This is a genomic window from Intrasporangium sp. Soil_C_50 (assembly GCF_057656595.1).
Genome location: NZ_JBDGKB010000001.1, coordinates 71,987 through 95,080, shown reverse-complemented (window position 1 = coordinate 95,080; position 23,094 = coordinate 71,987). Strand labels below are relative to the sequence as shown.

At 72.7% G+C, this 23,094-nt stretch carries 19 protein-coding genes and 2 pseudogenes; all 21 read right to left on the bottom strand.

The genetic code is table 11. From position 1 onward, the window contains the following. Positions 1–49 precede the first annotated feature (49 nt). The 21 genes and pseudogenes from guaD to AC3A5R_RS00350 all read right to left on the bottom strand — a co-directional run bounded on the left by guaD (position 50) and on the right by AC3A5R_RS00350 (position 23,044). Positions 50–1,339: a guanine deaminase gene (guaD, locus tag AC3A5R_RS00450; protein ID WP_487618824.1), complete on the bottom strand. Its 1,290-nt coding sequence runs from the start codon at positions 1,337–1,339 to the stop codon at positions 50–52. Next, a complete protein-coding gene (gene xdhC, locus AC3A5R_RS00445; RefSeq protein ID WP_487618823.1) occupies positions 1,336–2,205 on the bottom strand; it encodes a xanthine dehydrogenase accessory protein XdhC in 870 nt (289 codons plus the stop codon). The genes guaD and xdhC overlap by 4 nt, the downstream gene beginning before the upstream one ends. Further along, positions 2,202–4,697 (bottom strand): xanthine dehydrogenase molybdopterin binding subunit, encoded by a 2,496-nt coding sequence (gene xdhB / locus AC3A5R_RS00440; protein WP_487618822.1) that lies wholly within the window; start codon positions 4,695–4,697, stop codon positions 2,202–2,204. The genes xdhC and xdhB overlap by 4 nt, the downstream gene beginning before the upstream one ends. Then, a complete protein-coding gene (locus AC3A5R_RS00435) occupies positions 4,694–6,235 on the bottom strand; it encodes a xanthine dehydrogenase small subunit (protein WP_487618821.1) in 1,542 nt (513 codons plus the stop codon). The genes xdhB and AC3A5R_RS00435 overlap by 4 nt, the downstream gene beginning before the upstream one ends. A gap of 196 nt (positions 6,236–6,431) precedes the next feature. Continuing rightward, complete coding sequence (locus AC3A5R_RS00430) at positions 6,432–7,271, bottom strand: bifunctional allantoicase/(S)-ureidoglycine aminohydrolase (RefSeq protein ID WP_487618820.1); 840 nt, start codon at positions 7,269–7,271, stop codon at positions 6,432–6,434. Continuing rightward, positions 7,268–8,638: an allantoinase AllB gene (allB, locus tag AC3A5R_RS00425; protein ID WP_487618819.1), complete on the bottom strand. Its 1,371-nt coding sequence runs from the start codon at positions 8,636–8,638 to the stop codon at positions 7,268–7,270. The genes AC3A5R_RS00430 and allB overlap by 4 nt, the downstream gene beginning before the upstream one ends. Beyond that, the gene (locus tag AC3A5R_RS00420) at positions 8,620–9,549 is read right to left on the bottom strand and encodes a fumarylacetoacetate hydrolase family protein (protein ID WP_487618818.1); all 930 of its coding nucleotides are present in this window, start codon (positions 9,547–9,549) and stop codon (positions 8,620–8,622) included. Before AC3A5R_RS00420 ends, allB begins: the two co-directional genes overlap by 19 nt. After that, positions 9,546–10,700 carry a glycerate kinase gene (locus tag AC3A5R_RS00415; RefSeq protein ID WP_487618817.1) on the bottom strand — a complete coding sequence of 385 codons (1,155 nt, stop codon included), beginning with the start codon at positions 10,698–10,700 and terminating at the stop codon, positions 9,546–9,548. Before AC3A5R_RS00415 ends, AC3A5R_RS00420 begins: the two co-directional genes overlap by 4 nt. 11 nt (positions 10,701–10,711) lie before the next feature. Further along, positions 10,712–12,481, bottom strand: coding sequence for a glyoxylate carboligase (gene gcl, locus AC3A5R_RS00410; RefSeq protein ID WP_487620090.1), 1,770 nt, complete (start codon positions 12,479–12,481; stop codon positions 10,712–10,714). Positions 12,482–12,540: 59 nt separating this feature from the next. After that, positions 12,541–13,443, bottom strand: a pseudogene (locus AC3A5R_RS00405) (2-hydroxy-3-oxopropionate reductase); the annotation flags it as partial. Between the two features lie 30 nt (positions 13,444–13,473). Next, the gene (locus AC3A5R_RS00400; protein ID WP_487618816.1) at positions 13,474–14,313 is read right to left on the bottom strand and encodes a hydroxypyruvate isomerase family protein; all 840 of its coding nucleotides are present in this window, start codon (positions 14,311–14,313) and stop codon (positions 13,474–13,476) included. A gap of 214 nt (positions 14,314–14,527) precedes the next feature. Next, the gene (gene uraH, locus AC3A5R_RS00395) at positions 14,528–14,854 is read right to left on the bottom strand and encodes a hydroxyisourate hydrolase (RefSeq protein WP_487618815.1); all 327 of its coding nucleotides are present in this window, start codon (positions 14,852–14,854) and stop codon (positions 14,528–14,530) included. After that, a complete protein-coding gene (gene uraD, locus AC3A5R_RS00390; protein WP_487618814.1) occupies positions 14,854–15,384 on the bottom strand; it encodes a 2-oxo-4-hydroxy-4-carboxy-5-ureidoimidazoline decarboxylase in 531 nt (176 codons plus the stop codon). The genes uraH and uraD (AC3A5R_RS00390) overlap by 1 nt, the downstream gene beginning before the upstream one ends. Continuing rightward, positions 15,381–17,315, bottom strand: a complete 1,935-nt coding sequence (gene uraD / locus AC3A5R_RS00385; protein ID WP_487618813.1) for a 2-oxo-4-hydroxy-4-carboxy-5-ureidoimidazoline decarboxylase — start codon at positions 17,313–17,315, stop codon at positions 15,381–15,383. The genes uraD (AC3A5R_RS00390) and uraD (AC3A5R_RS00385) overlap by 4 nt, the downstream gene beginning before the upstream one ends. Before the next feature lie 9 nt (positions 17,316–17,324). Beyond that, positions 17,325–18,239 (bottom strand): factor-independent urate hydroxylase, encoded by a 915-nt coding sequence (gene pucL / locus AC3A5R_RS00380; RefSeq protein ID WP_487618812.1) that lies wholly within the window; start codon positions 18,237–18,239, stop codon positions 17,325–17,327. Between the two features lie 223 nt (positions 18,240–18,462). Further along, entirely contained in the window at positions 18,463–19,704 is a 1,242-nt protein-coding gene (locus tag AC3A5R_RS00375; protein WP_487618811.1) for a DUF6986 family protein, read from the bottom strand. A gap of 117 nt (positions 19,705–19,821) precedes the next feature. Next, positions 19,822–20,400 carry an alpha/beta hydrolase-fold protein gene (locus AC3A5R_RS00370; RefSeq protein WP_487618810.1) on the bottom strand — a complete coding sequence of 193 codons (579 nt, stop codon included), beginning with the start codon at positions 20,398–20,400 and terminating at the stop codon, positions 19,822–19,824. A 94-nt stretch (positions 20,401–20,494) separates the two neighbouring features. Beyond that, positions 20,495–21,619, bottom strand: a complete 1,125-nt coding sequence (locus AC3A5R_RS00365; protein WP_487618809.1) for an alkaline phosphatase family protein — start codon at positions 21,617–21,619, stop codon at positions 20,495–20,497. An 11-nt stretch (positions 21,620–21,630) separates the two neighbouring features. Then, positions 21,631–21,771 (bottom strand): hypothetical protein, encoded by a 141-nt coding sequence (locus tag AC3A5R_RS00360; RefSeq protein WP_487620131.1) that lies wholly within the window; start codon positions 21,769–21,771, stop codon positions 21,631–21,633. A 41-nt stretch (positions 21,772–21,812) separates the two neighbouring features. Continuing rightward, a pseudogene (locus AC3A5R_RS00355) lies at positions 21,813–21,887 on the bottom strand (hypothetical protein); the annotation flags it as partial. A 347-nt stretch (positions 21,888–22,234) separates the two neighbouring features. Next, positions 22,235–23,044 carry a phosphotransferase family protein gene (locus AC3A5R_RS00350; protein WP_487618808.1) on the bottom strand — a complete coding sequence of 270 codons (810 nt, stop codon included), beginning with the start codon at positions 23,042–23,044 and terminating at the stop codon, positions 22,235–22,237. Positions 23,045–23,094: the final 50 nt, after the last annotated feature.

Sequence of the window (23,094 nt, the reverse complement as noted above, 5' to 3'; positions counted from 1 at the left end):
CACCGTCACCGACGGTGTCCCCGCTGCGTTCCACCTCCCCGGTACGGCTCTACCCCTTGACGCGGTCGCCGCCGACCCACACGCCGGCCACGTGGCCGGGCGTCCCGAGGGCGAACGTCTTGGCGAGGGCGTCCTCGGGGCCCGAGGCGTGCCGGAGCCCGACCTCGAGCGGGTCGCCCGCCGCGGGACGCACCCAGACGGCGTCGAACTGGCGACCCACCGACAGGTCGCCGACCTCGTGGTCGAGCCCGAGCGCCAGGGCCCCGGCGCGGGTCGCGAGGAAGAGCAGGTCGGGTGAGGCGAGCGGCAGGCCCGCCGGGCCGAGCAGCTGCTGCATGAAGTAGGCCTGCAGGCCCTCCTTGAAGAGGGAGAACCCGGTGCCGGCGCCGACGTCCGAGCCGAGGGCCACGCGGACCCCGTGCTCCACGTGGGACCGCAACGGGAAGAGCCCGCTGCCCAGTGCGGAGTTGCTCGTCGGGCAATGGGCGACGGAGGCGCCTTGTGCCGCAAGGAGGCCCAGCTCGCGGTCGGTGGCATGGACGTTGTGCGCGAGCACCGTGCTGGGGCCGACCAGGCCGTGCCGGTCGTAGGTGTCGACGTAGTGGTCGGCCTCGGCGAACAGGCGTGCCACCTCGGCGATCTCGGCCTGGTTCTCGTTGACGTGCGAGGTGAACCACGTGCCGGGGACGTCCTTCATGACCGAGGCGCACGCATCGAGAAGGTCGTCGCTGGCGGAGTACGAGAACCGTGGCGTGACGGCGTACCGCGTCCGCCCCCGGCCGTGCCAGCGCCGGGTCAGCGCCACCGACTCCTCGTACGTGCGCTCGGGCGTCGACAGCAGCGGCTCGGGCAGCGAGCGGTCGCTGACGACGAGCCCCGCCGTGACGCGCAGGCCGACCCGGTCGACCTCCTCGAAGAGCACGTCGACCGCGCTCGCGAAGTGCGACCCGAAGACGAGTGCCGTGGTCGTACCGGCGCCCACGAGGCCGCCGACGAACTCCGTGGCGACCTCGCGGGCGTAGCCGACCGACGCGAGCCGCGTCTCTTCGGGCAGCGCGCACCGGTCGAGCCACTCGAGCAGCGGCATGCCGAGCGCGCCGATGGCGCGCACCTGCGGGAAGTGGACGTGGGTGTCGACGAGGCCGGGGAGCACGAGCCCGTCACGGAGGTCGACGACGTCGTCGTCCGGGTGCGACGCGCGCAGGGCTGCGGCGGGGCCGCGTGCGGTGATGACGCCGTCGAAGACCCGGAGCGCGGCGTCGGCCTCGGCGCGCAGGCGCACGCCCGACGGGGCGGTGGCGTCGGGGGTGTCGAGGAACGTGCCGAGGAAGAGGGTCATGCGCGCACCTCCCCGGCGGTCGCGTCGGTGGTCTCGCCGGTGGTCCCACCGGTCGGTCCCGCAGCGGGCGTCTCGGCCCGGAAGACCTGGACGAGGCGTGCGGCGACGCTCACGGCGATGGTGGCGGGGTCCTTGCCGGTGATGTCCGGCAGGCCGATCGGGGTCGTGATGCGGGCCAGGGCAGCGTCGTCGTGGCCCTCGCGGCGCAGCAGCACCTCGAACCGGCGCCACTTCGCGCTCGACCCGATGAGGCCGATCGACCCGAGGTGCGCGCAGCGCAGGGCCATGTCGCACAGCGCGGCGTCCTCGGCGTGGTCGTGGGTCATGACGAGCACGTGGGTGCCGGGCGGCACCTGGCCGAGGACGACCTCGGGCACGGGGGAGTGGTGCACGTGGATGCGCGCTACGGCATCGGACAGGCACGTGAGCCGGGCGGGCTCGACGTGCTCGGCGCGTGAGTCGACGAGGTGCAGCTCGACGTCGTGCCGGGCGAGGATGCGGGCGAGCTCGAGGCCGACGTGGCCGACGCCGAAGATCGCCACGGCGGGCACGACGGGCAGCGGCTCGAGCAGGAGTGTCACCTCGCCGCCGCAGCACTGCTGGCCGTGCTCGCTCGGCGCCTTGTCGCTCAGCGACGTGGTCAGGGTCTCGGGTGCGGTCGCCCGCGCGGCCAGCAGCTCGTGGGCCCGGGCCACCGCGGTGGCCTCGAGGTTGCCGCCGCCGATGGTGTCCCACTCGGCGTCGGCCGCCACGACCATCTTGGCGCCGGCGTCGCGGGGTGCGTGGCCACGGACGGCTGTCACGGTGACGAGCACCCCGGCCCGACGCTGCTCGCGGAGCGCCTCGACGGCGCGCACCCAGTTCACGACCGGGCCCCTGCCGTGACGGCGCCGTCGAGCGCACGCTCGGACTCCGGCTGCATCGCCGGGGCGCCCGGGGCGCCCGGGGCGGGCTGCTCGGGCTCGACGCCGTCGCCACCGACGACGAGGTGGGCGTGAGCGGCGCGCCGGTCGAGCGGCTCGTCGACGCCTTGGGCCCGGGCGGACTCGACGGCCCAGTAGACGGCCTCGGGCGTCGCGGGCGAGGCGAGGTCGACCGTGGCACCGGATGGGCCGAAGGCGGCGGCCGCCTCGCGGAGGGCCTCCCGCACCGAGAAGGCGAGCATGAGCGGCGGTTCGCCGACCGCCTTGGACCCGTAGACGACGCCGTCCTCGTGCGCGTGCTCGAGCAGCGAGACGTTGAACTGCTCGGGCATCTCGGAGAACGACGGCAGCTTGTAGGTGCTCGCCGCCTGGGTGGCGAGGCGACCGCGCGAGGGGCGGTCGGACTCGTCCCAACGCAGGTCCTCGAGGGTGAGCCAGCCTGCGCCCTGGACGAACCCGCCCTCGATCTGCCCGATGTCGACGAGCGGCGACAGGCTCTCGCCGACGTCGTGGACGATGTCGACGCGGCGGGTCGAGTAGGCGCCGGTGAACCCGTCGACCTCGACCTCGGTCGCGGCCACGCCATAGGCGAAGTACTTGAACGGCGAGCCCTGCATCCGCGAGGAGTCCCAGTGCAGCCCCTCGGTGCGGTAGAAGCCCGCGGCCCACAGCTGGACGCGCTGGAAGTACGCCTGGCCGACGAGCTCGTCCCAGGCGACGGACTCGCCGACGTCACCGAGGCCGCGCACCTGGCCGTCGACGAAGCGCACGTCGTTGGGGTGGACGCCGAGGCGTCCGGCGGCGACGGCGGTCAGCCGCTCCTTGATCTGCTCGCAGGCGTTCTTGACGGCGCCGCCGTTGAGGTCGGCGCCGGAGCTCGCTGCTGTCGCAGAGGTGTTCGGCACCTTGTCGGTGCGGGTCGGCGCGAGACGCACCCTGGCCAGGGGGATGCCGAGGGTGGTCGCCGCGACCTGGAGCATCTTCGTGTGCAGGCCCTGGCCCATCTCGGTGCCGCCGTGGTTGATGAGCACCGAGCCGTCCTTGTAGACGTGCACGAGGGCGCCGGCCTGGTTGAACGCGGTGAGGTTGAAGGAGATGCCGAACTTCACCGGCGTCACCGCGAGGGCGCGCTTGACGTCGTCGTGGCTCGCGTTGAAGGCGGCGATCTCGGCGCGTCGCCGCTCGACGTCGCCCTGTGCGAGGACGCCGTCCCAGGCGGCGACGATGCGCTCGGGGTGGCGCACCGGCTGGCCGTAGGGCGTCGACTGGCCCTCGACGTAGAAGTTGCGACGCCGCAGCTCGACGGGGTCGAGGCCGAGCAGGGGTGCGCAGCGGCCGAGGAGGTCCTCCATGACGAGCATGCCCTGAGGGCCGCCGAACCCGCGGAACGCCGTCTGCGACGTCTTGTTCGTCTGGGCGATGCGGCCGTTGACCCGCACGTCGGGCACCCAGTAGGCGTTGTCGATGTGGCAGAGCGCGCGGGCGAGGACCGGCTCGGACAGGTCGAGGCTCCATCCGCCGTCGGCCGTCAGGGTGGCGTCCAGCGCCTGGAGGCGGCCCTCCTCGTCGAAGCCGACGCGCCACTGGGCGTGGAAGCCGTGGCGCTTGCCGGTCATCGTGAGGTCCTGGGTCCGGTTGAGCCGCAGGCGAACCGGTCGCCCCGTCAGCGTGGCGCCGAGCGCTGCGATCGCTGCGAGGCCGTGCGGCTGCATCTCCTTGCCGCCGAAGCCGCCACCCATGCGCAGGCACTGGACCGTGACCGCGTGGCTCGGCAGTCCGAGCACGTGGGCGATGATCTCCTGGGTCTCGCTCGGGTGCTGGGTGCTCGACTGGGCGAAGACCTGGCCGTTCTCGTCGACGAGGGCGAGGGCGCAGTGGGTCTCGAGGTAGAAGTGCTCCTGGCCGGCGAACTCGAGCTCGCCGCTGAAGACATGTGCCGAGCGGGCGAGCCCGGCCTCGACGTCGCCGCGCTCCATGTGCGGCCGGGTGCCCTGGAAGGCCTCTGCCGCGATGGCCTCGCGCACGGTGACGATCGCCGGGTGCTCCTCGTACTCCACCTCGACGGCCGCGGCGCCGAGCCGCGCAGCCTCGAGCGTCTCGCCGAGCACCCAGGCGACGGCGTGGCCGACGAACATGACCTCGGTCGGGAAGAGCGGCTCGTCGTGCTTGACGCCGGCGTCGTTGACACCAGGGACGTCGGCGCCCGTGAGCACCCGCACGACGCCCGGGACGTCGTACGCGGGCTCGACGCGCATCGCCGTGACCGTCGCCCGCGCGTGCGGCGCCTGGACGGGGTGGGCGTGCAGGCAGCCGGCGGTTCGCCCGACGAGGTCGTCGGTGTAGAGCGCGGCACCCGTGACGTGCAGGGCCGCCGACTCGTGCGGCAGGGCCTCGCCGACGACGGCGTGCTCGGGGCGGTCGGACAGGCTGCTCATGCGCCCACCTCCTGACGGGTCGCGGTGGCGGAGTGGAGCTTGAGCAGGGCGCTGCCGAGCATGGCGCTGCGGTAGGCCGCGCTCGCGCGGTGGTCGTCCATCGGGGTGCCCTCGCGGCGCATGACCGCCGCGGCCTCACGGACGACCTGCTTGGTCCACGGCCGGCCCTCGAGGGCGGCCTCGGTCGCGGTCGCGCGGATGGGCGTCGCGGCGACACCGCCGAGCCCGATGCGAGCCTTGGTCACGGTGCCGTCGTCGACGGTCAGGGCGAAGCCCACCGCGACGCTGCTGATGTCGTCGAAGCGGCGCTTCGCGATCTTGTGAAAGGCAGCGATCGGGCTGAGCGGCAATGGGATCCGCACCGCACGGATGATCTCGCCGGGTCGCCGGACGGTCTGCCGGTAGCCGGTGAAGTAGTCGGCCAGCGGCACCTCTCGCTCGCCGTCGGCCGAGGCCAGCACGACGGCGGCCTCGAGGGCGAGCAGCGCCGGCGGGGTGTCGCCGATGGGGGACCCGGTGCCGAGGTTGCCGCCGATCGTCGCGCCGTTGCGGATGAGGCGTGACGCGAACTGCGGGAAGAGCTGGGCGAGAAGCGGCACGCGTCCGGCAAGGCGGGACTCTGCCTCCGAGAGCGTGAGGGCGGCGCCGATCTCGACCGACGCGTCGGTGACCTCGAAGGTGCGCAGCTCGGGCACGCGGTCGATGCCGACGACGAACGGGGCGCGCGCGCCCTTGAGGTTGACGTCGACACCCCAGTCGGTCGAGCCGGCGACGAGCACGGCGTCGGGGCGCTCGGCGAGCAGCGCGAAGACGTCGGCGACGTCGGTGGCTCGGGCGTACGAGCCGCCCGCAGCCTCGACGCGGGTGGCCACCGGCTCGGGGGCTGGACGGTCGCGACGCTGCGCGAGCGCATCGTCGCCGGCGGGCTCGCCCAGCGCGTAGGCGGCGTCGCGGATCGGTCGGTAGCCGGTGCAGCGGCAGAGGTTGCCCGACAGGGCGTGCAGGTCGAAACCGTTGGGACCGTGCTCGTGTCCCTCGCCCGACGCGTCGGCACCGTCAGCTGCCCCGTCGTGCGCGTCGCACCGGCCGGGGCGGTAGTACTCGGCGGCCATGCTGCAGACGAAGCCGGGCGTGCAGTAGCCGCACTGGGATCCGCCGCGCACCGCCATCTCGTGCTGCACGGGGTGCAGGTGGTCGGGGCTGCCGAGACCCTCGGCCGTGACGACCTCCTGGCCGTCGAGCGAGGCCGCGGGCAGGAGGCACGCGTTGATCGCCGTCCACGTCGTCGTGCCCTCGGCGCCGTCGGTCGCGGGCCGGGCGACGAGCACCGAGCACGCGCCGCACTCACCTTCGGCGCACCCCTCCTTGGCACCGGTCAGGCCGCTCGCCCGGAGCACGTCGAGCGCGCTCGTCCAGGCCGGGACCCCGGCGAGGCCGACCGCACGGCCGTTCACCGTGACGGACGGGGTGCCCGCCGGCGCCGCAGTCGCCGCGTCGGGGGTCGGGGCCGCGGGTGCGGCGGGAGACAGGGACGCCATCGTCAACTCCTCGTGGTGCGTCGTGCACCGTTCGGACCGGCCCGGACGGGGTCGGCCGCATGGTTGGGAGTGAACCGAACCGCCGGTTATCCATGCCGAACAGCGGTCGGGCGCTGCAACGATGGTACGCGCGAGGGCGTGCCGGAGGAAGGGTTCGGACTCCGTGTTTTTCCGCGATGTGGACTAAGGGTTCCGTTCAGAGGAACTGGCGCGAGAGCTTCGCGTGCCGGTTCACGTCCTTGTAGAGCAGGTACCGGAACCGTCCGGGACCGCCCGCGTAGCAGGCCTGGGGGCAGAACGCGCGCAGCCACATGAAGTCGCCGGCCTGCACCTCGACCCAGTCGTTGTTGAGCAGGTACATCGCCTTGCCCTCGAGCACGTAGAGCCCGTGCTCCATGACGTGCGTCTCGGGGAAAGGGATGACCGCGCCGGGCTCGAAGCCGACGATCGTCACGTGCATGTCGTGGCGCACGTCGAGCGGGTCGACGAAGCGCTTCGTCGACCACGCGCCGTCCGTGTCGGGCATGGGGACCGCGTCGACGTCGCGCTCGTGGGTCACGAACGCCTCGGGCGGCGCGATGCCGTCGACCGGCTCGTACGCCTTGCGGACCCAGTGGAACGTGGCGGGCTCCGCCGCGTCCCTCGCGACGTGCAGGCTCCAGCGTGCCCCGGCGGGGAGGTACGCGTACCCGCCCGGCTCCATGGCGTGCTCGTCGAGCCCGACGCGTAGTCGCATCGAGCCGCTCACGACGAAGAGGACTCCCTCGGCGCCTGCGTCGGGCTCGGGCCTGTCGCTGCCGCCACCGGGAGAGACCTCGACGATGTACTGCGAGAAGGTCTCGGCGAAGCCGGACAGCGGACGCGCGATGATCCACGTGCGCGTGCGTTCCCAGAAGGGCAGGGCGCTCGTCACGATGTCGCGCATCGTGCCACGCGGCAGCACCGCGTACGCCTCGGTGAAGACGGCGCGGTCGGTCGTCAGGTCGGTCTGGGCGGGCAGTCCGCCCTTCGGTGCGTAGTAGCGGGGGGTGCTCATGCCTCTCCTCTGCTGATGAGCCGGCCGCGCGGGTCGGCGTCGAGGTCGACGGGGGTGCCGGCGAGCCATGTGCGGCGCACGACGCCGGTGAGGCTGCGACCCGCGTACGCCGACACGGGGTTCTTGTGCTCGAGCGAGCCGGGGTCGACGACGAATGCCTCGTCGGGGGCGAAGACGGCGAGGTCGGCGTCGGCGCCGACGGCGATGCGTCCCTTGCGCTCGAGCCCGACCTGTCGGGCCGGCGCCTCGGCCATCCAACGCACGACGTCGGGCAGGCCGAGCCCGCGTCGGCGGGCGCCGGTCCACGTGGCGGCCAGGCCGAGCTGCAGTCCGGCGATGCCGCCCCACGCCTTGCCGAAGTCACCGCTGTCGAGGGCCTTGAGGTCGGCCGTGCACGGTGAGTGGTCGGTGACGACGAGGTCGATGTCGCCGTCGACGAGTCCCCGCCACAGCCGTTCGCGGTTGGCCGACTCGCGGATCGGGGGGCAGCACTTGAACTCGGTGGCGCCGTCGGGCACGTCCTCGGCCGTGAAGGTCAGGTAGTGGGGGCAGGTCTCGACACCGAGGCGGACGCCGTCGGCCCGTGCCGCGTGGATGGCGGGAAGGGCGTCGGAGCTCGACAGGTGGAGCACGTGGGCCCGACCGCCCGTGCGGCGTGCCTGATCGACGACCTGGCCGACGGCGAGGTTCTCGGCCTCGCGCGGGCGCGAGTGCAGAAACCCGGAGTAGGCCCGACCGTCGGACGGTGGCGCGTGGTCGATGGCGTGGGCGTCCTCGGCGTGCACGATCATGAGCGCACCGATCCGAGCTGTCTCGGTCATGGCCGCCGCGAACGCGTCGGGCTCGAGGGCGGGGAACTCGTCGACGCCCGAGTGCAGCAGGAAGCACTTGAAGCCGAACACCCCTGCGGCGTGGAGCGGTTCGAGGTCGGCGAGGTTGTCCGGCACGGCGCCGCCCCAGAAGCCGACGTCGACGTACGCCTGGTCGCGAGCGACGTCCTGCTTGGTGCGCAGGGCGTCGACGGTCGTCGTCGGCGGCACCGAGTTGAGCGGCATGTCGACGATCGTCGTGACGCCGCCCCGGGCCGCCGCGCGGGTGGCGCTCGCGAAGCCCTCCCACTCGGTGCGACCCGGCTCGTTGACGTGGACGTGCGTGTCGACGAGTCCGGGCAGGAGCACCTCGTCGTCGGCGAGGTCGACGACCGTCGCCGCGTCGAGGTCGCCGGGAGCGGCACCGTCGGTGGCGGCGTCGAGCGTGGCACCGGTGCGGACGAGCGCGATGCGACCGGCGCGCAGGCCGACGACCGCTGCCGTCTCGGCACCGTCGACGACGGCGCGGGGCGCGCGGATCAGCGTGTCGAGAGCCATGCGGCCGACTCCTTCGTCGTGGTCTCGTGTCCGACCGTATGCCGTGCGGCGGCGATCGGGGAGCGTTGCCGCCCCAGCGCGCCGCCGTCGGCCTCGACGACGTCGCCGTCGCGAAGGTACGGGCGCGGCTCGGCAGCGGCCACGGCGACGCCGGCGGGCGTGCCGGTGATGACGACGTCTCCGGGCTCGAGGGTCATGAGCGTGCTGACGTGCGCGAGACACACCGCGACGTCGTGCACCATGTCGTCGGTCCAGCCGTCCTGGCGGCGGTCGCCGTTGACCGCGAGGGTGAGGCGCACTCCGGTGCCGTCGGGGGCGGGCATGGCATCCGGCAGGACGAGCCACGGGCCGAGCGGGCAGTAGGTGTCGGCGCACTTGCCGGGCGCCCAGGTGGCCGCCCCGCCGAGCTGGAGGGTGCGGTCGGTCAGGTCGTCGGCGAGGGCGTACCCGGCCACGGCGTCGAGCGCCTCACCGGGCGAGGCACGCCGCAGGACGCGCCCGACGACGACGGCGAGCTCGACCTCGTGGTCCGTGGTGGTGGACCCGGCGATCAGGCGCACGGTGTCGTCGGGCCCGCAGACCGACGTCGGGGCCTTGAGGAAGACGACGGGCTCGGCGGGCTCGGGTGCCCCGATCGCGGCCGCGTGGCACCGGTAGTTGAGGCCGATGCCGACGACCTTTCCGGGGCGTGCGACGGGCGGACCGAATCGAGCGGACGTGCCGTGCGGCACGGGGGAGAGGCGGCCGGACCGGAGGGCGTCGCGCAGGACGGAACCGCCTGTGGCCGTGAGCCGCTCGAGGAACGAGGCGTCGATGTCGTGGGTCAGGGGTGACAGGTCGTGCAGCGAGCCGTCGGACGCCTCGACGACCGGACGCTCGTGGCCTGCGGGGCCGACGCGTGCGAGCCTCATCGTCCGACCCCCTTCGTCCCCGACGTCGCGGGGCGCTCGGCGAGCCCGAGGCCGAGGCGGCGCCCGATGCGTTCGAGGGCGGGGCCGGGGTCAGCGAGCGAGGCCTCGACCGAACCGGCCTCGGCCGTCGTGGTCAGCACCTCGGCGAAGCCGGCCGCCTGCGCCTCGGCCGGGTCGACCAGGGACCGCCCGACGACGGCGACGACGGGGACGCCGTGCTTGCGCGCCAGGCGGGCGACCGCCGTGGGCGCCTTCCCCCGCAGCGACTGCGCGTCGAGCGACCCCTCCCCGGTGACGACGAGATCGGCCCCGGCCACCGCGTCGGCCAGCCCCGTCAGCTCGAAGACGAGGTCCGCGCCGGGGCGGGCGCGGGCGCCGGCGAGCGCGAGCAGCCCGAACCCGACGCCGCCGGCCGCGCCGGCTCCCGGCTCGTCGCGCCGGTCGACGCCCGTGACGGCCGCGACGAGGTCGGCCCAGTGCGCCAGCGCGTCGTCGAGCAGGGCTACGTCGTCGGGCGAGGCGCCCTTCTGAGGGCCGTAGACGTGGGCGGCGCCGGAGGGTCCGGTGAGGGGGTTGTCGACGTCGCACGCGACGACGACGTCGGCCTCGCCCAGGTGCGGGTCGAGGCCGCTCGTCACAACGCGGTCGACGTCGGCGAGGGCAGCACCACCGTCGGCGACCGGGCGTCCGTCGGTGTCGAGGGTGCGCAGCCCGAGCGCGCGGAGCAGGCCCACGCCACCGTCCGTGCACGCGCTCCCGCCGATGCCGACGACGACCCGCGTGCACCCGGCGGCCAGCGCGGCGGCGACGAGCTCGCCCGTGCCGCGGCTCGTCGCCGTGAGCGGCGCCGGCGTCCCGCCCCGGAGCAGGTCGAGCCCGCTCACCGCCGCGAGCTCGACCACCGCGTCGCTCCCGCGTCGGGCCCAGGAGGTCTCGACCGGTGCGCCGGTCGGGCCGGTGGCCACGGCCGGCACGCGGTCGAAGCCGGCGGCGACCGCGGCGTCGGCGGTGCCCTCGCCCCCGTCGGCGACGGGGACCAGGGTCACCTCGATGCCGGGAACCGCACGCAGGCCGGTCGCGAGGTGCGACGCGACCTCCGAGGCGGTGAGCGACCCCCGGAACTTGTCCGGGGCGATGACGACGCGGGGCACGGTGGGACTCCTCAGTCGAGGTTGGCGTAGAGGGCGGTCGGCGCGTCGAGGTCGCTCGTCGCGAGCTCCTCGAACTCTGTGACGCCGGCGATCGAGGTGCCCATCGACACGTTGGTGACGCGCTCGAGGATGACCTCGACGACGACCGGCACGCGGTGCTCGACGAGCAGCTTCTTCGCCTGCTCGAGCGCGGGCAGGATGCCGTCCGGCTCGAACACCCGGATCGCCTTGCAGCCCAGGCCTTCCGCCACCTTGACGTGGTCCACTCCGTAGCCGTTGACCTCTGGCGCGTTGATGTTGTCGAAGGACAGCTGCACGCAGTAGTCCATGTCGAAGCCGCGCTGGGCCTGCCGGATCAGGCCGAGGTAGGCGTTGTTCACGAGCACGTGGATGTAGGGGATGTTGAACTGCGCCCCGACCGCGAGCTCCTCGATCATGAACTGGAAGTCGTAGTCGCCGGAGAGGGCGACGACGGTCGAGTCCGGGTCCGCGGTGGCGACGCCGAGCGCGGCCGGCACGGTCCAGCCGAGCGGGCCGGCCTGGCCGGCGTTGATCCAGTGCCGTGGCCCGTAGACGTGGAGCAGCTGGGCGGCTTGGATCTGCGAGAGGCCGATCGTGCTGACGTAGCGCACGTCCTTGCCGAAGGCGGTGTTCATCTCCTGGTAGACCCGCTGCGGCTTGACCGGCACGGCGTCGAAGTTCGTCTTGCGCCACAGGGTTCGCTTGCGCTCGGCGCACTCGGCCGCCCAGGCGGACCGGTCGGCGAGCGTGCCGGCGTCGCGGCGCTGCCGGGCCGCCTCGACGAACAGCTCGAGCGCGGCCTTGGCGTCGGACACGATGCCGTAGTCGGGGGCGAAGACCCGCCCGATCTGCGTCGGCTCGATGTCGACGTGCACGAAGGTGCGTCCGGCGGTGTACGTCTCGAGGTCGCCGGTGTGGCGGTTGGCCCACCGGTTGCCGATGCCGAGGACGAAGTCGGACGCGAGGAGCGTCGCATTGCCGTAGCGGTGGCTCGTCTGCAGGCCGACCATGCCGGCGTTGAGCGCGTGGTCGTCGGGAATCGTGCCCCAGCCCATCAGCGTCGGCACCACCGGGACACCGGTCAGCTCGGCGAGCTCGACGAGCAGTTCGGACGCGTCGGCGTTGACGATGCCGCCACCGGCGACGATGAGTGGACGCTCCGACGCGGCGAGCAGGTCGAGCGCCTTGTCGACCTGGGCCCGGGTGGCGGCCGGCTTGTAGACCGGCAGCGGCTCGTAGGTCTCGATGTCGAACTCGATCTCGGTCATCTGGACGTCGATCGGCAGGTCGATGAGCACCGGGCCGGGGCGACCGGAGCGCATGAGGTGGAAGGCCTGCTGGAACGTGCCCGGCACCTGGGCCGGCTCGAGCACGGTGACGGCCATCTTCGTCAGCGGCTTGGCGATCGAGGCGATGTCGACGGCCTGGAAGTCCTCCTTGTGCAGCTTGGCGACGGGCGCCTGGCCGGTGATGCAGAGGATCGGGATCGAGTCGGCGCCGGCCGAGTAGAGGCCGGTGATCATGTCGGTGCCGGCGGGTCCGCTCGTGCCGATGCAGACGCCGATGTTGCCGGCCTTCGCGCGGGTCCAGCCCTCGGCCATGTGCGAGGCGCCCTCGACGTGGCGGGCGAGTGTGTGGTGCAGGCCGCCCTGGGTCTGCATCGCCTTGTAGAACGGGTTGATCGCGGCGCCGGGCAGGCCGAAGAGGTGGGTGATGCCCTCCTTCTTGAGGATCTCCACCGCGGCCTGCGCTGCAGTCATGCGTGCCATGTTCGTGTCCTTGCGTGGGGCACCGGTCCGGTCGGGACGGGCGCGGGAGGTCAGGGGGTGGGCTGTCCGGACAGGCGCTGGACGCCGCGGAGCAGGCCGGAGTGGTCGAGGGCGCCGTCGCCGTTGGCGCGGGCCGCGGCCATGAGGGTGGCGACGAGGTTGCCCAGTGGCAGGACGACGCCGGCCTCGCGCGCGGCCGAGCTGACGATGCCCATGTCCTTGTGGTGCAGGTCGATCCGGAAGCCCGGGGCGAAGGACTCGTCGAGCATGTTGTTGCGCTTCTGGTCGAGCACCTTCGACCCGGCGAGACCGCCGCCGAGCACGGTGAGCGCGGCGTCGAGGTCGACGTCGTAGGCCTTGAGGAAGACGACCGCCTCGGCGAGGGCCTCGATGTTGGCGGCGACGACGAGCTGGTTGGCGGCCTTGACGGTCTGGCCCGCACCGTTGCCGCCGACGTGGACGACCGTGCCGCCGACGGTGTCGAGGATCGGCCGGGCCGCCGCGAAGTCCTCGGCCGAACCGCCGACCATGATCGACAGGGTGGCGTTGACGGCACCGGCCTCGCCGCCGGAGACAGGGGCGTCGAGCAGGCGGAAGCCCTTGGCGTGCGCCTCCTTGGCGAGCTCGGCGGTGACGTCGGGCCGGATCGAGGAGAAGTCGATGACGAGCGTCCCCGGCTGTGCGTTGGCGAAGACGCCGTCGTCGCCGAGCAGGACGGCCTCGACGTCGGGGGAGTCCGGGACCATGACGGCGACGACGTCGGCGGCCTTGACCGCCTCGGCGATCGAGCCGCTGCCGCGGCCGCCGGCCTCCTCGAGCGGGCCGTAGCGGTCGGGGGTGAGGTTGTGGCCGACGACGTCGTGGCCGGCGCGGGCCAGGTGCACGGACATCGGGCTGCCCATGATGCCGAGGCCGATGAAGGCGATGGTGGACATGTCGGTCTCCTTCGAGGTGGGACGGTGGTGGCTGGGTGTCCGCCGCGGTCAGGCCGAACGCGGGGTGGTGAGCTCGCCGAAGGCGGCGAGGCTCTCGAGGGTCGTCGTGAGCGGCTTGTACTCGAGGCCGACGAACCCGTCGTAGCCCGTGGCGGCGACCCGACCGAGTAGGCCTTCGAGGTCGAGCCGCCCGCTGCCGGGCTCGCCGCGACCGGGCCAGTCCGCGATCTGTACGTGGGCGATGCGGTCGGCGTACGCGGTGACGGCCGCATCGACGTCGTCGCCGTTGTTGGCGAGGTGGAACAGGTCGAGGAGAAGGCCGACGTTGCCGGCTCCTGCGGCGCGCAGGTCGTCGACGACGGCGACCGCGTCGGCCGCGGTGCGCAGCGGGTAGGGCTTGGGCCCGCTCACCGGCTCGACGAGCACGGTGGCACCGATGCGGTCGGCTGCGCGGGCGGCGAGGGCGAGGTTCTCCCGGCCGAGGGCGTCCTGCTCCTGCGGGGTGGCGCCGTCGACGCGGTTGCCGAAGAGTGCGTTGAACGCCCGGGTGCCGAGGCGTTCACCGATGCCGACGGTGACCTCGACGTTGTCGCGGAACTGCTGCGCGCGGGAGGGGATCGACAGCACGCCGCAGTCAGGGCCGGCGAGGTCGCCGGCGAAGAAGTTGAGCCCGGCGAGCTGCACGCCGGCGTCCTGAACGGCGGCCACGAGGGCGTCCACCTCGCGGTCGGCGGGCACCGGCTGGTCCGGCCAGGGCCACCAGAGCTCGATGGTGTCGAAGCCTGCGGCGCGAGCCGCGGCCGGGCGCTCGAGAAGGGGCAGCTCGGTGAAGAGCATCGAGCAGTTCGCCAGGTAGCGCAGGCCGTGGTGGTGGGTCAGCGTCGACATCGTTCACTCTTCCGAATAGTGGAAAACATATTCCGGTATGCAAAACAGTAGGGACATCTGTCGGCTCGGGTCAAGGGCCGGCGGCGACCGTCTCGCCGATTGGTCTTCGGGGTCGAGAACGCCGAAGTGCGCAGGGCCCCAGCGGATTTCGCTGGGGCCCTGCTGGTGGTGCGCGGTGGGTGGCACGCGCGGCCGGTGCCCGCGTGCCGCGCCCTCAGCTGCCGCGGTAGGTGGAGTAGCCGAACGGGTTGAGCAGCAGGGGCACGTGGTAGTGCTGGCCGGCGTCGGCCACCGTGAAGGCGATCGTCACCTCGGGGTAGAAGCCCGTCGTGCCCGTCGTCGCGAAGTAGGCGGCGGTGTCGAAGCGCAGCGTGTAGTCGCCCGCGTCGAGCCGGCGGGGCCCGATGCTGCCGACCCGCCCGTCGGCGTCGGTGCGGCCCTCACCGACGAGCGAGCCGTCGGCAGAGCGGAGCTGGACGGGGACTCCCTCGGCCGGTCGTCCGGCACTCGTGTCGAGCACGTGGGTGCTGAGGGTGCCCATCAGAGGAGTCCCTCCAGTCGCAGCAGCGCGATCTGGCGCAGCTGGTCGACGGTCTCGGCGCGCTCGGTCGCGTCGTCGTTGTCGAGGCGACGCCGCAGCTCGCCGAGGATCTCGGCGGCCGAGCGCCCGGCGGCACGGATGAGGAAGACGCGGTCGAAGCGTGCCTCGTAGGCCGCGTTGCCCGCCATGAGCGCCCGTGCGACCTCGGCGTCGTTCCGGTCGACGCCGGCCTGCTCCTTCGCGGACTGGGCTGCGTCGTGCTCGGGCGCGCTGGCCCGCTCGCCGATGCGCGGGTGCCCGGCGAGAGCCGAGGCGAGCTCGGCGTCGTCGAGGTGTCGGGCGGCCCGGTCGGCGGCTCCGAGGAGGGTCTCGCGGTCGCCGTACGGTCGTCCGCGAAGCACCTCCTCCACCCAGCGGTCGACGCCGAGGCACGCGTGCAGGCGTGGGCGCAGCTGCCCGGTGGGTGCGGCGTCGAACGCGGCGACGTCCGCCTCCGGGGGTGTGACCCCGACCTCCGTCTGCTCGCTCATGCCATCTGGTCCACGTCGACGATCCGCTGCCGGGCGCTGTGCACCGGGTTGGCGTCGGCGACGAGGTCGTCGAAGCGGTAGGCCGCGATCTTGCTGATCTCGACGAGCGCGGCCGCGTGCTCCTGGCTGGGGGAGTTGTTGAGCCGCTCCCAGCCGTGGCGCAGCACCTGCGCGTAGGAGTCGCGGTCGCGCACGCACGTCACGAGCGGGAAGCCGAATCGGTCGCGGTACCGCGACGTCAGGTCGAACAGCTCGTCGTGGCTCTTCTCGTCGAGACGGGTGAGTCCGAGCGCGGACTGGTCCTTGAGCGACAGCTCGCCCTCGTCGCCGCCGGCGACGCTCTCGGCCCCAAGCTCGGGGTAGGAGTCGATGAGCCGGCGCTGCTCCTCCGGGGGCGCGGTGAAGAGGGCCTCCTGGAACGCCTGCCGCAGGTCGTTCGTGTCACTGAACGGCCTCTGGTCGTAGGCCCGTTCGACGACCCAGCTCGGCCCCTGGAAGAGGCTGTGGAACGTCTCGACGAACTGCTCGCGCGACATCTCGTTGACCTCCGAGAGCCGGATGAGGTTGCCGGGCGTGCCCGCCACGGCCGGCCCGCGGCGCCGGCCGACGTGGTGGAACACGACGTTGAGCAGGATCGCGGTGATGCTGCCGAGCGTGATGCCCGAGCCGAGGATGATCTGGGCCCACTCCGGCACGGCCTTGGACACGTCGGGCTGCGCCGTCACGTACATGGCCAGGCCCACGCTCGTGCCGACGATGACGACGTTGCGGTGGTCGTGGAAGTCGACCCGGGTCAGCGTCTGGATGCCGACGACGGCGACGGTTGCGAACATCGCGAGGGCCGCGCCGCCGAGGACCGGGTGCGGGATCCCGGCGACGATCGCGCCCGCCTTGGGGATCAGACCGATGACGATCATGATGAGGCCGGCCATCGCGACGACGTAGCGGCTCTTGACCCGGGTGAGGCGCACGAGCCCGACGTTCTCGGCGAAGCACGTGTACGGGAACGAGTTGAGGATGCCGCCGAGGGTGGTGGCCACGCCGTCGGCGCGCAGGGCCCGCGCGATGTCCTCGCGCTCGATGCGCTTCTCGACGATCTCGCCGGTCGCGAAGACGTCGCCGGTGGTCTCGACCGCGGTGATGAGCATGACGACGACCATGGAGACGATGGCGGCGAACGAGAACTTGGGGATGCCGAAGAAGAACGGCGTCGTGACGCCGAACCAGCTCGACTGCCCGACCGCGTCGAAGTGCGCGTCGCCGAGCAGCCACGCGACGAGCGTGCCGGCGACGAGCCCCACGAGCACCGCGACGGTGGCCATGAAGCCCTTGAAGACGCGTTGGATGACGACGATGAGCGCGAGCGTGCCGAGGGCGTAGGCCATGTTGCGACCGCTCGACGGGTCGCCTTCTGGCCCGGCCCCGCCCACCGCGTCCGCTGCGGCGACCGGCAGCAGGGCGATGCCGATGATGAGGATGACCGAGCCGGTGACCACGGGCGGGAAGAACCGGATGAGCCGGCTGAAGTACGGCGCGAGGAAGAAGGTGAACAGGCCCGCGACGATGACCGCCCCGTAGATGACGAGCAGGCCCTCGGTGCCGCCGCCGGCGGCGAGGCCGATGGCGATCATCGGCGACACGGCGGTGAAGGTGACGCCCTGCAGCAGCGGCAGGCGCACCCCGACCTTCCAGAACCCGATCGACTGGATGATCGAGGCGATGCCGCACGTGAAGAGGTCGGCGTTGATGAGGTGGATGAGCTCCTCGGTGCTCAGGTGGATGGCGCCTGCGAGGAGGATGGGCACGATGACGGCGCCGGCGTAGAAGGCGAGCACGTGCTGGAAGCCGTAGACGAAGAGCTTCGGTGCGGGCAGCACCTCGTCGACGGGGTGGCGGGACCGGCGGGGACGCTCGGTGGTGGGGGCGCTCATGGCGGGTCCTCAGCAGAAGCCCGGCGTCGCGAGCCAGGCCTCCGGTGCGCCGGGCACGTCGTCACGGAGGACCGACGCCTCGATGAGGCCGTACGGGCGGTCGGCGGCGATGAAGACCTCGCCGTGGTTCTCGACGTCCGGGAAGCGGGAGAAGTCGACGAGGAAGTGGTGCTTGTTCGGCGCGGAGAAGCGGATCTCGGCGACGTCGGGGTGGCGCTCGAGGACGGCCTGGCCCATGGCGTGCAGGGTCTCCTGCAGGGCGCGGCTGTAGGTCGTCGCGAAGAGCTCGAGGAGGGTGTCGCGCACGCTGTCGTACGCCTTGTTCCAGTCGACGTCGGTGCCCGTGTGGCGCCAGCGCGCGACGAGCGAGGTGGCGAGGATGCGGTCGTCGGCCTCGGCGAGGGTCGTGTACTCGTCCTTGAGGTAGCCCTTGAACTCCGAGCCCGTCGACTTGAGCACGACGAGGTCCTTGAGACCCGAGATGACGTGCGGGCTGGCCTCCTGGCCCTCCGTCCCGCGCTCGAGCGTGACGACCGTCGTGCGGACGTCGCCGCCGCGGCGGACGAAGGCGTGGTCGTGGCCCGCGCCGCCGACCGGGATGCGGTCCCAGGCGTACTGCTCGACCTCGATGCGGGCGGCGGTCGCGGCGGGGGCGGCGTCGAGGAAGCGGTGGGCGAGCGCCAGGGCGTAGTCCTCGGGGGAGGTGACGCCGTGCTTCTTGGCCCAGGCGAACGCGGTGTTCTTCTGGGTGTCGGTCGGCAGGATCTTCGACTGGTCACCGGTGACGTGCGCGTCGGCGAAGTCGCCGCGCAGGGACGTCGAGACGTTGAGGTCGGTGATCTCGTGGCGGGCCGTGTCGCGCGTGATGCGCACGACCCGGCTCTCTGCCTTGCCGTACTGGTTCGGGCCCAGAACGATGCTCATGGTTCAACTCCGTTGTCGAGGTGTGGCGGTTCTGTACGCGACGCTGCCTTCCCAACAGGGTGCCGTTGTCGGCGTCGCGATGGGGCGAAGATCGAGCCCGGTCTTAAATTCCGTGATGTGGAAGCCCATTATCGAATAATGGAAGGCTAGGGATCGATCTCACGACCGTCAACCGTCTCGGCGCATCCGTCTCGCGACCCGGTCACCCGGTTTGGGGCTGTGGTCAGACACGGCGGGCCAGGCGCTCGAGGTCCGCGCGCGCGGCACCGCACCGCTCGACCGCCTCGCCGGCGTCGACCGCGCCACAGTCGACCCCGCGCAGCACGAAGTCGGCCAGGGCCCGCGCCGTGGCCGGCTCGTCCATGAAGGCGGAGTCCCGCTGCCCGAGGTAGTCGGCGAGGCGCGCAGACGCCTGGTGGAAACCGTTGCGGTAGAAGGCGAACGTCGCGGCGTAACGCGACGGGAGCTGCGCCGGGTGGAGGTCCCACCCCTGGTAGTACCCCCGGGCGAGCGACCGGCCGACGAGGCGGTGGTGCAGCGCCCAGGCGGAGGCGACGGCCTCCGGTGACCCCACGGGCAGGATGTTCGTCGACCCGTCGGACAGGCGCACCCCGGTCTCGGCGGCGGCCACCTGCATCACCGCCTTGGCGTGGTCGGCCGCCGGGTGGTCCATGGCCTGGTACTCGGCGGCGATGCCGAGCGAGGCCGAGTAGTCGTAGGTGCCGTAGTGCAGGCCGGTGCACCGACCGGCCGACGCGTGCACCATCCGGGCGACGAGCGCGGTGCCGTCCGGGCCGAGCACCGCCTGTGGCGTCTCGACCTGGATCTCGAACCCGATGGGCCGCTTCAGCCCGAGCGTGCGCTCGATGCGCTCCGACGCGACGACCATCGCCTCGACCTGGGCGACGCTCGTCACCTTGGGCAGAGTGACGACGAAGCCGTCCGGGAGGGCGCCGTCGACGGCGAGCCGGTCGACGAACCGCACGAGCGTTCGCACGCCGCGGCTGCGTGTCGGTGCCTCGAACGACTTGAAGCGGATGCCGGTGAAGGGTGGGGCCGAACCGCCGGCGACGCTCTCGCGCAGCAGCGCTGCCGCTCGGTCGACGGCGTCGTCCTCCTCTGCGTCCGAGCGTGGTCCGTAGCCGTCCTCGAAGTCGATGCGGAGGTCCTCGACGGGCTCGGTCTCGAGCTTGCGGCGCACGGCGGCGACGAGGTCCGGGTCGCCGGCCAACGCGTCGAAGGCCTCGCGGTCGGCGTCGAACGCTGCCAGCGCCGCTGCGCCCCACGACGCGGTCAGCCCCGCCTCGAGCCGGTGGGCCGGGACGTAGACGGTGTGGACCGGCTGGCGCCCGGCGCGGGGCCCGGGGAAGTCGCGCGCGAGGGCCGTATCGGCCTCGCGCAGCAGCCCGTCGAGCTCGGTGGTGAGCCCGGAGGTGAGGTCGGCGGTCGCGTCGTGGACGGTCATGGCGGCTGCTCCTTTGCAGAATTTCTGTCTGCTGGATACTAACTTCTGCATCGCGGAATCCCAGGGCGGTCCGACACTCGAACGGCGGAGCCCTGGTTCGGCTGCCGCCGGGCTCGGTCACGTGTGGGCGGCCAGCCATGTCATCTCGGACGCCGCGTGTGCTCGCCACCAGTCGTCCTCGTGGCCGCCGGGATCGAAGTGGGTCTCGACGCCCGTGAGCCGTTGTGCCAGCGCGCGGTTGGCCGCGATGAACGGGTCCGACCGCCCGCAGTCGAGCCGCACGGGGATGCCCGCCAGCCGCGTCACACGCCCGAAGACCGAGTGGCGGTCGAAGTCGACCCGGTCGTCGTAGGCAGCCTTCGGCGTCTCGGACGCCGTGCGCCACAGGGCCGCGCTCGCCGCCACGACGGCGTCGACGCGGGCCCGGCCGAGGTCGCCGGCGAGCAACAGGGCGCCGTAGCCGCCCATGGACCAGCCGAGCAGGCTGACGCGCGTCGCCTGCGGCAGACCGCACCGGTCCAGTGCGAGCGGGATCAGCTCCTCCGTGACCAGCGCCCCGCTGTCGGTGCCGTTGCGGCGGGCGTCCCAGTAGCCGTTGCCGCCGTCCACCGAGACGAGCGCCAGACCCGTGGTGGCGACGGCGTCGCCGTAGCCGTGCAGCACCGACCGGCGACCGACGTGGTCCGGACCAGACATGACCGGAGCGTACGGTCTGACCGTCAACCGTTCGGGTTCCCGTGCCGCGACACCGGTTGTACCGCGTCCGACCGGCTGCGCTGAGCGACAGGGGTCAGGTCCAGCGGCCGTCCCACACGTCGAGGCCGAAGCGCGGCAGGCCAGGGCTCCCCGCGTAACCGAGGTGCGGCAGTCGCCACAGGTCCTCGATGCTCGCCAGGAGCGAGTAGTGGTTGTACGGCGTCGTGCTCGTCGACCCCGGCGTGACGAACGGCGACAGCACGAGGGCACCGACGCGTCCGCCGCCGGGACCGGTGATGCCCGGCAGGGGGCTGTTCGGACCGGGGCCCTCGCCGCAGCACGCCGTGGCGTCGGCCTGCGCGCCGTCGGACTCGTCGAAGGTGATGACCAGGGCGCCGTCCTGGCGGAAGGCCGGGGAGCTCGTGATGCGGGGGACCCACGTGCGCAGGAAGGCGTCGGCGCTCGTGAGGCCACCGGGCTGTCCGTCGACGCACGGCGCGTCGTGGCCGTCGTGGCAGAGGTTGGGGGTGATGTAGCTGAGGGCCGGCGTCGTGGCGGTCGTCGCCAGGTCGGTCGTCAGCGCGTCGAGGTCGACGACGCGCTGCGCGCACGAGGCGGAGTCGGTCACCGACCGCAGGTACATGAAGGGGTTGTGCCGCACGGCGTACTGGTCTCCGACGCGCGCCTTCTGCGTGTCGTCGACGGCGCCGAGCTGCGGGTGGCGGCACGGCGTGCCCATGTCCTCCATGTAGCCGCGCCACGAGTGTCCGGACGCGTCGAGCTGGCCGGGCAGGCTCGGCACCTCCGCAGGCAGGACGCACCCGCTCCCGACGTACTGGCCGGGGTCGACCGTCGGGCCGGCCGTCGTGAACGGCGAGTACACCTGGCAGTCGGCCTGGGTCTGGGCATTGGGTCCCTGGCCGGTCACCTGCGCGATGTAGTTCGGCAGGGAGTTGTGGGCCGTGCCGAAGTACTGGTTGAGCAGGACGCCCTGGTCGCGCAGCGTCTGGGACAGGTAGGGCGCGGCGGAGCCCGGGCCCCACGTCTCGTCGAAGCCCTTGTTCTCGAGGTTGATGACGAACACGTGGCCCACGGGCGGTGGCAGCTGCGAGGCCTTCGGGGTGGCGGCCGGGGCGCTGCACGCCATGCCGAGCGAGACGAGGGCGGCGAGAACCAGAGCCGTCGCGGTGACGAGCAGGGGGCGGCGTCGTGACGTCATCGGGGGAGGCTTCATCCGTGGTCGAGTGCGAGCTTCTTCAGAGCGTTCCAGTCCTCGTAGTCGGCGAACCCGGCCGCAGGACAAGGAAGCCCGACGAACGGTGGTACAGGGTACGCCGGTGAGCTGAGGTCGCGCCGGGTGAAGTCGAGCACCTCGGCGAGGTTGCGGTCGACTGTGCCACGTGGTCGAAGAACCCGCCCCACTCGTCGTGGTTGACGACGAGCAGGGTCCTGTCCCATCCGGGCCCGGTGCGGACGGCGTCGTACACCTGGTCGAGGAAGACTACGGATGTCGGCGTGCGGGTGGTCGTCGGTCGAGGAGCCGGTGCCCTCGTCGAGGAACTTCGGGTCGACGAACGAGACGGCCGGCAGCGTGCCGGCCGGCCGTAGAAGGCCAGGTCGGCGTCGGTGTAGTAGCCGACGGCGAACTCGTCGTTCTCGCCGGCGCGCAGCCACCCGTCGCAGGCGCCGCCGTTCAGCTCGATGCGTCCGCCCTCGAAGGAGTGGTCCGGGTCGTGATGCTCGTGCCCGGCCCAACCGGCGGCCGTGCCGGTCCGGCACGGCCTCCGGCCAGACGTCACGCGCCGTTCACCGTCGCGTCACCGACGTCCGGCGCTCACACCTGCGACCTCAGCACGTCGATCTCGCACCCCGGCGCGGCCGGGTCGAAGCCGTGCTCGAGGAGCCAGCGGATCGCCGTCAGGCTGCGGAGTGACCACCAGCCGCGGACCGCGTCGACGTCGACGCCCGTGCCGTAGCCGGCGACGACGTCGTCGAGGTTCTCCCGGTGCCCGAGCGTCAGGCTCGCGAGGTCGTACATGGCATCGCCCTGCCCGGCCTCGGACCAGTCGAGCACCCCGGTGACCTCGTCGCCCTCGACGAAGACGTGGGCGACCTGCAGGTCGCCGTGCATGAACACCGGCGGCCGCCGGAGCAGCGCGCCCTCGGCGATCTCGCGGTTGCGCCTGACGAGACCGGCGGGCACGACACCAGAGGCCAGCAGCCACGCGCACTCGCGGTCGAGGGTCGCGGCCTTGTCCTCGAGGCTCGCCCCGGGCCACGGAGGCAGGGGCGCGTCGTGCAGCCGGCGCACCGTGGCACCGGCGGCTCTCCACGCGGCAGGCGATGCCGTCGACGGCCGGCCGAGGCGACCGAGCGCCACGCCCCGCAGGGCGGCCAGCGCGAGCACGGGCGGCCTGCGCCACAGGATGTCCGGGGTCGGGACCGGGGCCACTGCCATGGCCTCGACCTCGACGTCGGTCCGTGCCTGGTCGGCATCGACCTTCAGGAAGATCCCGCCGACGCGGAGCGTGGCGCGCTCGTGGTGCGCCACGACGACCTCGACCTCGTCCGGCTGCGCGCCCGCCCGGGCGTCGCTCAGGGCGTCGGTCAGGGCGTCCTCAGGCGTGTCGGTCTCCGCGTCCACGCCCGCCAGTGTCGCGCACCGACCGGGCAGGCCCCCACCCGATTTCGGGC